General features: G+C 70.7%; 12 protein-coding genes. 9 read left to right on the forward strand and 3 right to left on the reverse strand.

The features are described from left to right. Positions 1–4: 4 nt before the first annotated feature. The gene (locus ACH427_RS23395) at positions 5–664 is read right to left on the reverse strand and encodes an NADPH-dependent FMN reductase (protein ID WP_398872108.1); all 660 of its coding nucleotides are present in this window, start codon (positions 662–664) and stop codon (positions 5–7) included. Between the two features lie 198 nt (positions 665–862). Here ACH427_RS23395 and ACH427_RS23400 point away from each other — a divergent pair, with 198 nt between their 5' ends. After that, positions 863–1,600: an SDR family NAD(P)-dependent oxidoreductase gene (locus ACH427_RS23400; protein WP_398872110.1), complete on the forward strand. Its 738-nt coding sequence runs from the start codon at positions 863–865 to the stop codon at positions 1,598–1,600. A gap of 32 nt (positions 1,601–1,632) precedes the next feature. On the opposite strand, the gene ACH427_RS23405 is transcribed toward ACH427_RS23400, so the two are convergent. Next, positions 1,633–3,420, reverse strand: a complete 1,788-nt coding sequence (locus tag ACH427_RS23405) for a glycosyltransferase family 2 protein (RefSeq protein WP_398872292.1) — start codon at positions 3,418–3,420, stop codon at positions 1,633–1,635. Positions 3,421–3,697: 277 nt separating this feature from the next. Between ACH427_RS23405 and ACH427_RS23410 the strand changes: the two genes are divergently transcribed. The 8 genes from ACH427_RS23410 (at position 3,698) to ACH427_RS23445 (ending at position 11,153) form a co-directional block, all read left to right on the forward strand. Beyond that, positions 3,698–4,516: an ATP nucleotide 3'-pyrophosphokinase gene (locus ACH427_RS23410; RefSeq protein ID WP_398872112.1), complete on the forward strand. Its 819-nt coding sequence runs from the start codon at positions 3,698–3,700 to the stop codon at positions 4,514–4,516. A gap of 168 nt (positions 4,517–4,684) precedes the next feature. Further along, positions 4,685–5,014 (forward strand): putative quinol monooxygenase, encoded by a 330-nt coding sequence (locus tag ACH427_RS23415; RefSeq protein ID WP_398872113.1) that lies wholly within the window; start codon positions 4,685–4,687, stop codon positions 5,012–5,014. 220 nt (positions 5,015–5,234) lie between these two features. After that, the gene (locus tag ACH427_RS23420) at positions 5,235–5,822 is read left to right on the forward strand and encodes a sugar O-acetyltransferase (RefSeq protein WP_398872115.1); all 588 of its coding nucleotides are present in this window, start codon (positions 5,235–5,237) and stop codon (positions 5,820–5,822) included. 312 nt (positions 5,823–6,134) lie between these two features. Beyond that, a complete protein-coding gene (locus ACH427_RS23425) occupies positions 6,135–6,638 on the forward strand; it encodes a hypothetical protein (RefSeq protein WP_398872117.1) in 504 nt (167 codons plus the stop codon). A 116-nt stretch (positions 6,639–6,754) separates the two neighbouring features. Continuing rightward, positions 6,755–7,462, forward strand: coding sequence for a L,D-transpeptidase family protein (locus ACH427_RS23430; protein WP_398872119.1), 708 nt, complete (start codon positions 6,755–6,757; stop codon positions 7,460–7,462). 138 nt (positions 7,463–7,600) lie between these two features. Further along, positions 7,601–8,068: a hypothetical protein gene (locus ACH427_RS23435; protein ID WP_398872121.1), complete on the forward strand. Its 468-nt coding sequence runs from the start codon at positions 7,601–7,603 to the stop codon at positions 8,066–8,068. After that, positions 8,065–10,026 carry a GMC family oxidoreductase gene (locus ACH427_RS23440; RefSeq protein ID WP_398872123.1) on the forward strand — a complete coding sequence of 654 codons (1,962 nt, stop codon included), beginning with the start codon at positions 8,065–8,067 and terminating at the stop codon, positions 10,024–10,026. The genes ACH427_RS23435 and ACH427_RS23440 overlap by 4 nt, the downstream gene beginning before the upstream one ends. After that, positions 10,023–11,153 (forward strand): ferritin-like protein, encoded by a 1,131-nt coding sequence (locus tag ACH427_RS23445; protein ID WP_398872125.1) that lies wholly within the window; start codon positions 10,023–10,025, stop codon positions 11,151–11,153. The genes ACH427_RS23440 and ACH427_RS23445 overlap by 4 nt, the downstream gene beginning before the upstream one ends. A 26-nt stretch (positions 11,154–11,179) precedes the next feature. On the opposite strand, the gene ACH427_RS23450 is transcribed toward ACH427_RS23445, so the two are convergent. Next, complete coding sequence (locus ACH427_RS23450; RefSeq protein ID WP_398872127.1) at positions 11,180–12,262, reverse strand: hypothetical protein; 1,083 nt, start codon at positions 12,260–12,262, stop codon at positions 11,180–11,182. Between the last annotated feature and the right edge of the window lie 29 nt (positions 12,263–12,291).

Consider the following 12,291-nt stretch of genomic DNA (forward strand, 5'->3'; position numbering starts at 1 on the left):
GCGGTCAGTCCTGGGCGCGCTGGGTGACCTCGGCGTCGGTGCGGTCGCCGAGGAACTCGTACCAGCGGCGCCGCAGGCATACGTAGCGGGTGTCCGCCTCCACCAGCTGGAGGAACGCGGCGACCGCCTCGACCAGCCGCTCATGGAGGCCCGTGTCCGCGAGGTCCCCGCTGTCGGTGAAGCCCTCGTGCGCGCGGGCGAGGCTGAACATGTCGGGGTAGACCCGGGTGCCGAGGTGTTCGAGCGGCACCCGCAGGGCCCACAGGCCGCGGTTCCCGCCGACGAGGGACGGCGACGCCGAGACCAGCAGCGCGTGCTTGTCCTTGAACGGCTGCGGCCGGAACCGGGACACCCAGTCGATGGCGTTCTTGATCCCGCCGGGGACCGAGGCGTTGTACTCCGGGGACGCGATCACCACGGCGTCGTTGCGCGACAGCCGTTCGCTCAACGCCAGCGCGCCGGGCGGCAGCCCCTCGGCGGTCTCGGTGTCGCCGTCGTAGACCGGCATGGCGAACTCCCCCATATGGGCGAGATCCGCGGTGGCACCGGCCTCCTCGACCAGCCGGGCCACCAGCGCGGCCAGCCGGGCGTTGAGCGAGCCGCCCCGCAGGGAGGCTCCGAGGACCAGCACGCCCATCGGCGCCGGCGAAACGTCGGTGGCCATACGAGCCCTCCTCTTGGCGATCCCGCTCGGTGCTCCCGCCTCCAGCGTCCGCTCTCCGCTCCTGATCCGCACCCCGTACGGATCCGGGTAAGGATGGCCGAAGGGCACGGAGTCCCGGCGGCAGGGCCCGCTTCCGGCAAAGGAGCGGGAAGAATCGGGAAGAGAGGACCGGCCATGGTGCGGACCGAGGGCGCGACCGTGCTCGTCACCGGCGCCAACCGTGGTATCGGAAAGGCCCTTGTGGCGGAATTCCTCGCGCGTGGTGCGGAGCGCGTCTACGCCGCCGTGCGGAATCCGGCGGCCTTGTCCTCGGATCCGGCGACGGGTCACGGCGACGGCCGGGTGGTGCCGCTCCGGGTGGACCTCACCGAGCCCGGCACGATCGCCGACGCGGCGCGCGCCGCGACCGATGTCACCTTGCTCGTCAACAATGCCGGCCGGCTCGGGGCCGGCCATCTGCTCGACATGGACCTCGACGACGTCGACCGCGTGATGCGCACCAACTACCTGGGCACGCTCCGGATGATCCGGGCCTTTCTGCCGGTCCTCGAAGGCCGTGAGGGCGGGGCGATCGTCAACGTCATCAGCGTCGGGGCCTTCGGCGGGACACCGTCGCTGGGCGGCTACCCCCCGTCGAAAGCCGCTCTGAATTCCCTGACCCAGGCGATCCGGCAGGACCTGGCGCCACGGTCCATCACCGTGCACGGCGTCTTCCCGGGCCCGGTCGGCACCGACATGCTGGACGACGTCATCGACTACGACCCCGCGCTCGGCGAAATCCCGGCGGCGACAGCGGAAGAAGTGGCACGGGCGACGCTCGACGCCCTCGCGTCCGGCGACGAGGACATCTTTCCCGACGCGTTTGCCCGGCAGCTGCGGGCCGAGTGGGAAAGAGACCCCAGAGCAGCGGAGCGCATGCTGGCCGGAAACGCGTAAGAGAGACGGAAATGGCCCGCGCCTTATGCGGGTTATGCGGGGCTGCGTTCTCCGACCCGGCCCGTCATACCCGCCGGCTCCGACCCACCCGGCGCCACCACCGACACCCCGCCACCACCCCCACCACCCTCACGACGACGCCCCACCCACCAAAAACACAACGGACCCAACGCCGTCACCAACGCCAGCAACGCCCACACCCGCATCACCACAAAATCATGACCCCACACCACCGACGCCACCAAACACCCCCCGAACACCACCGCCCACCCCACATGCGTCCGGAACGTCCCCACACAATCCCCCGACACCGCACCCCCCTTCGGCGTCACCACAAAACCCGACCGCCGCCGCAACAACGCCTGCCCCAACGCCCGCGCATACAACGGAGCCGACACCGCCGACATCACCATCCCCGCCACCCCCGACGACCCCACCGGCTCATGCGGCGACACATTATGACGACGATTCACCACATACAACACCACCTGCAACACCAACGCATCCCCATACAACATCAACCACACCGGCCACGACACCCCCAACCCCGCAGCCCCCAACACCAAAAACAACACACACGACACCCCACCCAACACCCACGTCAACGCCGCCATCGGGTAATACGCCACCAACAACCCATAATTCCACAACCGCCCCCACGACAACCCCCACACCGCCCCACCGAACTGACACAACAACGTCTCAAACGTCCCCCGCGACCACCGCAACTGCTGCGAAAAAAAATCCGTCCACGACGACGGCCCCTCCCCCACCGCCAACACATCCGGCGTATACACAGAACGCCACCGCCCACCCGTCACCGGATTCCGCCGCCGATGAATCTCCAACCCCGTCGCCATATCCTCCGTAATCGAATCAAACAACCCCCCGATCTGCCGCAACACACTGATACGCACACAATTCGACGTCCCCACAAACATCGCCGAACCATAACGATTACCCGCCCGCTGCACCAACGCATGAAACAAAAACTGCTGCGACTCCGCCCCCTTCGTCACCCCCGACACATAATTCCCATACACCTGCGGCCCCACCACAAACGCCACATCCGGATCCCGGAAATACCCCAGCATCCGCTCCAGAAAATTCGGCAACGGCACATGATCCGTATCCACACACGCCAAAAAATCATAACCATCACCATGCGCATCCAGCCACGCATTGTAATTACCATGCTTCGTCCGCGCCCGAAAACGACCCGACGGACGATTCCACCGCGCCACCCCCTTCCGCGAAAAATGCCGCACCCCCAACCGCGCACACAACGCCCGCGCCCCCGGATCATCACCCTCATCCAGCAACCACACATCCACCACCCCCTCATAACCCACCCCCACCGCCCCCGCCAACGTCGCCTCCACCATCGACAACGGCTCCTTCCCCGGCACAAAACTCGTACAGAAAGCCACCCGCCACCCCGGCTGCGCCCGCACCGGCACCGGATCCCGCGCCACCCACGACGCATGCGCCACCGACACCACATTCACCACACGAAAAACCTCAACCAACCCCACCGACACCAACATCAACCCATCCACCCACCCCAACCACCCACCCCGCACCACCCAATGAATCGGCCACAACAACCACACCAACAACACCAACGCCACCAACGGCGCCCCACACACCAAAAACAACAAACCCCCACCACCCCCCTCCCGCAACCGCCGAAACCCCACCCGATACACCCCCACCGGCACCTCCCCCACCACCCCCGCCAACTCACTGAAACCCGCATAGTCATAACCACCCCCACCCCCACCAGACCCACCCCCAGACCCACCCCCATCCCCCGACACCACACCCACCGGACCCGGCACCCACACACCACCCACCACAACCACCACCCACTCCCCCCACCGGAGAGACCGCCACAACCAGCCCAAGGAACCTAACCACCTATCAGGTGATTTATCAGACCATCACACCCATCACTCGCCCATAAACCACCCGTACAGCCCCACTCCCCGGTTACTCGGAGACGGCTTCGCGCGTTGTACCTCTCGCCGCACACCGTTCGAGCCGCGCTTCAGCCGGCGCGGGCGACGCCCGTCGAGAGAAGGACGAATCACGCGTATGACCATCCACCGCACGCTCCATCGCTTCGCGGCCGCGGCCGCGCTGGCCACCGCCCTCGGTGCCGCCTCCGTCTCCGGCGCCTTCGCGCAGGGCTCGGCCGAGTCCCGCCCGGGGCCCTCCGGTCAGGTGGTCGGGGCCGGGCGGCAGCTCGACGACGGCGGTTGGCACGGTGACGGGCTGTCACTCGACGCCGCGGAGAACAGGAAGGTCGACGACTTCCTCGCCCGCGCCCAGCGGGCCGAGCAGTCGATCAGCCCCGAGATGCGGGCGGTCGCCCAGATCAGCCACGCCACCCTCATCGGCTTCGACCAGCGGCTGAAGTCCGCCGACTCGCTCAAGCGGAAGGTCGCGACATCGCTGAAGGCCACGCCGGGCCAGACGGCCGACGGCGCGCTCGCCAAGATCAACGACTCGATCCGCTACACGCTGGAGTGGCCGGACGGCCGCTACGTCAAGGGCGTGGCCTCGGCCGCCTCGCTGCTGTCGAGCTGGGGCAACGACAGCGCCAAGTGGTCCAACACCTGGGGCTCCGCGAAGGGCTACAAGGCCGTCAACTCGGCCTGGCGCGATCCCGGGTCCGGCCACGTCTTCGAGGTCCAGTTCCACACCCCGTCGAGCAAGTGGGCGCAGGAGGTGACCCACAAGCTATACGAGGAGCAGCGCCTTCCCGGCACCCCGGCCGAGCGCGCCAAGGAGCTCCAGGAACAGCAGGACGCGATCTTCGCTTCGGTGCCGGTGCCCGAGGGGGCGGAGCGGCTCGCGGCCCCCGCCACGCGCCGGCCCGTGGGTCCGCAGACGCTGCCGGCCGCGGCGTAGGGTCTCCCGCTCGGCTCAATTTTCCGGCAGGGCCGGAATCGGGCCCGTGTCCGCTTCGGCAATCGCCGCGGTCTGCCGCACCGTGGACAGCACACGGGCGCTCTCGCCCGCCCATCACCTTCGGCGCCGTATGCACGGCCCTGCCGCCCGAGACCGCAGGAGACATCGATGATCTTCATCGTCGTGAAGATGAACGTACGCCCCGAGCACACCGAGAACTGGCTCGACATCGTGGCCGATTTCACCCAGGCGACCCGCGGCGAGCCGGGCAACCTCTTCTTCGAGTGGTCCACCAGCGTCGACAACCCGAACCAGTTCGTCCTGGTCGAGGGCTTCGCGTCCCGCGAGGCCGGTGACGCGCACGTCAATTCGGCGCACTTCAAGGCCGCCATGGACAAGATGGCCGACGCCATCGCCACCACTCCGCAGATCATCAGCACCGAGGCCCCCGGCAGCGGCTGGTCCGCGATGGCCGAGCTCACCCCCCGCCACCTGTAGCGGTCGCGCGGCGCCGACCGCGACGGGAGCCGGGGGGGGGGGGGGGGGGCCCCCCCCCCCCCCGCGCCGGGGGGGGGGGCCCCCCCCGGGGGGGGGGGGGGGGGCGGGGGGGGCCCCCCCCCCCCCCCCCGGCTCTTCGCTGTGTCACCGCGGAGGAATTTCCTTGACGGCCCTGCCGTCGCTCCGGAAACGTGTCCCGATCCGAGGAGAGGACACCCGCGTGGGCGTGAACAAGGAGCGGATGCTGGCCGGGGACTGGTACATCCCCGATGACGAGGAGCTGCGCGAGGATTCCGAGCGCCGGGCCGGGCTGTGCGCGGCGTACAACGCGGCCGCGGGTTCCCCGGCGGAGCACCGGGAAATTCTTGGACAACTGCTCGGGTCCGTCGGGGAAAGGGTGCGCGTCCGCGCTCCCTTTCATTGCGACTTCGGCTCGTACATCAGCATCGGTGCGGATACGTTCGTCAATTTCGGTGCGGTGTTCCTGGACGCGGCGCCCATCACGATCGGCGCGGATGTCCAGATCGGCCCGAACGTCCAGCTGGTGACGCCGACGCACGCGCTGGATCCGGAACGCCGGAGGGCCGGGTGGGAGCGGGGTCTGCCCATCGTGGTCGGGGACAACGTCTGGCTGGGGGCGGGGGTCATCGTCTGCCCGGGGGTGACCATCGGCGAGAACACCGTGGTCGGGGCCGGGGCGGTGGTGACCAAGGATCTGCCGTCCGGTGTGCTGGCCGTCGAGAATCCGGCCCGTGTCGTACGGGCGCTGGACGCGCGGGACGCCATGGTGCCGCCCGCCTCGGGGTGAACCGGGCGCCCGCTCGCGGACCGGTGATTCTGGCCATGTCGCCCCCATCCGGCGGTCCGGGCGGGCCGCCCGCGGGGGCTTCCGGTTCGCTCGCGCCGACCGGCCCCGTACAGCCGGGGAAGCCGGCCGCCGCCTGCGCGGAATCGCCGCCACCGCCCCTGGCGGAGAATCGATGACCGTCTTTCCCCGCCCTCCCCCGCACATTGACAACCATGTTGCGCACCGTGGAATGTGAAGCAGCCGTAAAGGCGATGGAGATATTTGCGGGAATCAAGGATCTCCGTCGCCTTTCCCGATTCCGCGGAGGAACCCGTGAAAAGACGCTCGTGGTTCGCTGCACTGAGTCTCACCGTCGTCCCCCTGGCCGTGCTCACGGCCGTGCCCGCGGCGCAGGCCGTCGGCGCCGGTTCCGGCACCGCCGCCGTTCACCAGTCGGACAGCCGGCTCTCCCGGCCGCATCCGGAGCTCAACGGCAAGCGCGTCAAGGGCATCAACGGCCCGGCCATCTATCTCATCCTCGACGGCAAGCGCCGCTGGATCCCCAATCCGGATACGTACAACAACCTGTTCCGCGGCTGGGACGGCATCCAGTCCGTCGTCGACATCAACAGCATCGACGATGGCGGGCAGCTGTCCGACGGTGCCATTCTCGGCAAGTCCCCCAACGCGCCGCAGGTCTATCTGATCAGCAACGGCGTCAAGCGCTGGATCACCAGTCCGGCCGCGATGGACAAGTACGACTTCGCCTGGAACAAGATCGTCGTTCTGTCCCCGGTCGCCATCGGCTCCATCCCCACCGGCGCCAACATCTCCTGACCGGCGCGCGAGGGCCCACCCGCGCCCCGGGTGGGCCCTCGCGCCCCTCGGAGACTTTTCCGTCCCGTGGGACAGCGGGCCGCAACCCCTCAACTGCCTCCGTTGTCATATGTGTTATGAGTGCAGAAGCGAAGAGGAAAGCAGCCTCGGCCCTCGCGCGCCGGCTGGGCGTCGTGCTCGGCGCGGTCGGCCTCGCGGCTCCCCTGACCGTCGCGATCGGCGGCACGGCGCAGGCGGCGGCCTGTACGACGCGGACGGGCCCGTACCAGAAGAACGTCGAGGAGTTCCTGGGCAGACCGGTCGACGGCCGCCAGTCGGCGGCGGACTGCCGGGCGATCCGGAGCTACCAGACCAAGAACGGCATCAGCCCGGACATCGGCTACGCGGGCCCGGTCACCTGGGCCGCGATGCAGGCGGAGACCACCCGGCGCGATCCCGACGCGGCCGGGAAGTGCCCCGTCGACAAGGGGCGCGTCGCCTGTGTCGACCTCAGCCGCCAGATCAGCTGGATACAGGACGGCAAGGCGGTCAAGTTCGGCCCCGTGCCGGTGCGGACGGGGCGGAAGGGCTATGCGACGCGGACGGGCGCGAAGAAGATCTACTGGCGCTCGGCCGACCACTGGTCCACGCTCTACAACATCCGCATGCCCTATGCCCAGTTCTTCGACGGCGGACAGGCGTTCCACGCAATAGCCGGCAGCGTCTGGTCGCCGCCGGGCTCGCACGGCTGCGTCAACATGCGCACAGGCGACGCGAAGAAGTACTGGTCCATGCTCCACAACGGCGACAACGTCTTCGTCTACGGCCGCAAGCCCGGCACCTGAACCCGGCAGGGCCCGGCGCGCGCCGCCGGGCCCCTCGTCCGCGAAGACCCTTACGGGTGAAGCGAGTTCCTCCATCTTCTCCGCTTACCGGACCCTCCGCTAGAAAGGTGACAAGTCCTCTCAGACGGGTGGTCACGGATGACAGCGGAACTTCCAGGGTTCGTCGGCCTCTCCGTCCGGCTGACGGGCTTCGACGCCTTCGATCTGTACGCGACCGGAATGGTCCGGCTGTACCACGACACGACGCTCGACCAGCTCGGGCGCGCGGCGGTCGGCCGTTTCCTCACGGACATGGAGGCGGCGGGCGGCGACCCGGACCGGCTGGTGGACGAGACCTCGCGTGACATCGCCCGCGCCATCACCCACCTGTGGTATCTCGGCGTCTGGCCGCAACTGGCCCGGTCCGTCCACGCCGCGCTCGGCCGGGAGCGGGCGAACGTCGCCTTCACGGTCTCGCCCGAGGCGTATACGGAGGGCCTGGTCTGGCGGACCTTCCACGGGCACCCCGCGGGCGCCAAGGCGCCCGGGTTCGGCACCTGGGCCGAACCACCACCGGGCGCGAGCGCCCCGGCCCGCGCCGGCGCGGGTCGGGGCGGCGCCCGATGAGCACGACGGCACCGCACTCCGGACGGCGCCACGACGTGATCGTGGTCGGTGCCGGACTGGCCGGCACGCTCGTCGCCAAGGAGCTGGGCGACCGGGGCTGGCGGGTGCTCGTCCTGGAGGCCGGCACCGACACCCTGAGCACCTGGCCCGGCCAGCTCGACGCGCTCGACACCTTCTACTCCGCCTCGGCCAAGGTCCCCAACTCGCCCTACCGCGCCAACCACGCCGCCCCCTCCCCCGACGTCCTCGACACCGAGGGGCTGCCCGGCGGCGGCTACCGCGCCCACGGCTATCTCCTCCAGGACGGCCCCCTGCCGTACGGCAGCGACTATCTGCGGGCGGCGGGCGGCACCGCGCTGCACTGGCTCGGCCTCACGCCACGCATGCTCCCGGAGGACTTCGCCGTCCGCAGCGCCTATGGATACGGCAGGGACTGGCCGATCGGATACGCCGATCTGGAGCCCCACTACCGCGCCGCTGAACGGGAGTTGGGCGTCGCGGGCGACGCCGCCGAACAGGCCGATGCCCTCGGCCTGCCCTTCCCCGAAGGCTATGTCTATCCGATGCGGGAGATCCCCCGCAGTCACCTCGACCGCCTCCTCGCCGCCGGGCTCGACGGACTCGCCGTCAAGGAGGCCGACGACGCCCCGGACACCGTCCTGCGGGTGGTCACCACCCCGCACGCCCGCAACAGCACCCCGGATCCGCGCTACGACGGAGGCCGCGGATACCGCCCCGTCGGCGCGGCCGGGCTGCCCAACTACGGCGAGCGGTGCGTGGGCAACGCCTCGTGCGTGCCGATCTGCCCCGTGCAGGCCAAATACACCCCGCTCAAGACCCGGGCCCGGTGGTCCGGCCGGGTCACGCTCGTCACCCGGGCCGTCGTCAGCCGCGTCCTGAGCCGGGGCGACGGGCGGGTGGCCGGCGTCGAGTATCTGGCGTACGACGACCCGGCCTCCCCCGGGCACACCACGCACACCGCCGAGGCCGACGTCGTCGTCCTGGCCGCGCACGCCGTCGAGAACGCCAAGCTGCTCCTGCTCTCCGGGCTCGCCGGGCACAGCGGGCAGGTGGGCCGCAATCTCATGGATCACCCGGTGCTGCTCACCTGGGGTCTGCTGCCCGCGCCGGTGGGGCCCTTCCGCGGCCCGGCCTCGACCTCCGGGCTGGAGTGCTTCCGCTCGGGCCGCCTGCGGCGCGACCGCGCGCCCTTCCGCATCGAGATCAGCAACTGGGGCTGGAGCTGGCCGACCGGCGCGCCCGCCAGCGACGTGGCCCGGCTGCTCGGCATCACCGGCGACTCCGGGCAGCCGCGCGGCCGGAGCCTGTTCGGGAGCGCGCTGCGCGCGGCCCTGGGCGAGGAGATCGGCCGCCAGTTCTCCCTCCAGTTCGCGCTGGAGCAGGAGGCCGAGGAGCGCAACAGGGTCACCCTCGACCCGAGCCTGCGCGACCGGCTCGGCGTCCCCCGCCCGCGCCTCACCTACGACCTGTCGGACCGGGTGAAGCGCGGGATGGCCGCCGCGCGGGCCGTCTCCGACCGGATCTTCGCCCTGCTCGGCGCCGACGACCGCACCGCGTACGCCCCGGGGCCCTTCTCTCCCGGCTTCTTCCGCTTCGCCGGACGCGACTGGGTCTTCCACGGCGCCGGGCACGGGGCGGGCACGCACCTCATGGGCCACTCCCGCGACACATCGGTGGTCGACGCGTGGCAGCGCTGCTGGGACCACCCCAATCTCTATGCCGTGGGCGCCGGCAGCATGCCGTCGGTGGGCACCTCCAACCCCTCGCTGACGCTGGCCGCCCTCGCCCTGCGCAGCGGTGAGCGGATCCACCGCGAACTGACCGAGCTGCACCGGCCGGTGGCCGTACGGACAGCTCCGGCGGCCGGGGGCGATACGCTCCCCGGCCCGCGGCAGCGCCCCACCGCCCATCACCGAAGCCCGGAGGGGCCGTCATGACGACCACCGCGGAGGAGCTCGCCCTCGTCGAGGAGCCGCCGTTCAGGGTGCCGCGCGACCGCGCCGACCTGCACCTCTTCCTCCAGGCGGCGCTGACGCTCGAACACCTCACCATCCCGCCGTACCTCACCGCGATGTACACCCTGCGGCCCGGCACCAACCGCCCCGCCTTCTACGCGGTGCGGGCGGTCGTGCTGGAGGAGATGCTCCACATGGCGCTCGTCGCCAATGTGCTCAACGCGGTCGACGGCAGGCCGCTGGTGGCACACTCCCGCTTCGTCACCGGCTATCCCGCCCGGCTGCCGTACAGCAAGGACCGTGTCCCCGTCGCGCTGCGGCACTTCGGCATCGAGGCGCTGGAGACGTTCCTGCGCATCGAGCGCCCGGAGTACGTGGCCGGGCCGCCCGGCCACCCCTCGGTGGCGGACGATGAGGGGTGGACCTCGATCGGGCAGTTCTACAACACGATCGGCGTGGGCCTGCGGCGGCTCGCGGCGGAGCTGGGCGAGGCGGAGCTCTTCCGCGGCGACCCCGCCCGGCAGGCCGGCCCCGAGCATTTCTACAACTCCGGCGGCGAGATCTTCCCGGTCACGGACCTGGCCTCCGCGCTGGAGGCCCTGCGGGTCATCACCGAGCAGGGCGAGGGCGCGGACCGGACGGTCTTCAACAGCGACGACCGCGTCTTCGGCGAGGTCAGGGAGCCCGCGCACTACTTCCGGTTCGACGAGATCCGCCGGCAGCGGACATACGGGCCGTACGACACGCCCGCCTCCGGCCCCACGGGCCCGGCCCTCGACGTGGACTGGGCGGGGGCGTATCCCATCGATCCCCGGGCCAAGGTCGCGGACTATCCCGCGGGGAGCGAGGTCCGCCGGGCCGCCGACCGGTTCAACGTGGAGTACGCGGGGCTGCTGTGCGTTCTTGAGGACGCCTTCACCGGGCATCCGGAGGCCCTCGGCAGGGCCGTGCCGCGGATGCCGGCGCTGCGCGAACTCGCCGGGCGGCTCTGCCGCAATCAGCATCCCGATCCGGCGCGGCGGGAGCGGGGCCTGTACGCGAGCGCGACGTACGAGATCACGGAGGAGCACTTCGCGCGGGCGCGCGGCGGGGACGTCCCGTCCCGCTGAGCGCGCCCGCGCCGGAAGGCGGCGGGTCAGCTCGCGCCGTCGATCGCCCGCTCGCGGAAGCGGCAGTAGAGCTTCGCCGTGTCCCCGAAGAGGCTCCAGGGATTCGCTCCCACATGGCCGTCCACGTGCCGGAACTGCTCCAGCGCCTCCGCGTGACGCTGCTGCTGCACCAGGAAGAACGCCAGCAGGTGGCGGACTTCGGCGAGTCGCGGATGCGTCGGCGGGACGGCCGGCAGGTCGGCGAGTACGGCGTCGACCATGGCCCTGGCCTCCGGCGTGCGGTAGGCCCTGACCCGCAGGGGGTATTCCTGGTGCTCGAACAGGGCGACCAGGCGCAGGGCCGGGAGCAGGGTTCCGGCCGGGGCTCCGGCGGCGGCGCGCGCGGCGAAGTCGTGGGCCAGTTCCTCGGAGCCGCGCCACTTCGCGCACCAGTATTGGAGCGCGCTGTAGTGCGCCTCGTAGTGGAAAGGCGCCCTGGCGGTGATCTGCGCCCACAGTTCGTGCATCCGCTCGTGCGGGTAGCCGAGGCCGAGGCCGGTCCAGATCTCGGTGATGTAGGGCGAGGGGTCCTCGGGGTTGAGCTCGGCGGCGCGCGCGATGTCGTCGCGGGAGCGGCTCAGCACGCGGTGGAAGCCCTCGAACTGCTCGCGGCTGGTCTCCTTGGCCACGTGGCTGCCCCGCAGCTGCCAGGCGAGGAAGACCGTGGACTTCGCGCGCACGGCCGCGGCGTCCGGGTCATCGGGGCGAGCGGTCTCCCAGGCCGTGAGCCAGCCGTCCTCCTCGGAGGCGGCGTCGGCGAGGTCGATGATCACGGCGGACCGGCGTTCCCAGTCCCGGCCGGTGGCGGCGAGGAACGCCGCCGCGGGCTCCCACTCGCCGCGCGCGACGGAGGCCCGCAGGGCTTCGAGTTCGGGGTCGGGCATCGACCGGTCGGTGTTCTGCCGGCTCTCCGGGAGGAAGCCCAGCCGGGCGGCCTCCTTGGACAGCCCGTCGGAGGGCGGCTTCGGGGCCGTCACCTGGCCGGTCCGGGCGGCGGCGGCCCGCTTCCTGGACCTGAACCAGAGGAAGACGCAGACGCCGATGACGATGAGGGGGAGCAGTCGTGGCACGGGGGTTGAGCTCGTTTCGCTTGGAGCCG

The sequence above is a fragment of the Streptomyces sp. NPDC020379 genome (genome assembly GCF_044387105.1).
In the GTDB taxonomy this organism is placed as follows: Bacteria; Actinomycetota; Actinomycetes; order Streptomycetales; family Streptomycetaceae; genus Streptomyces.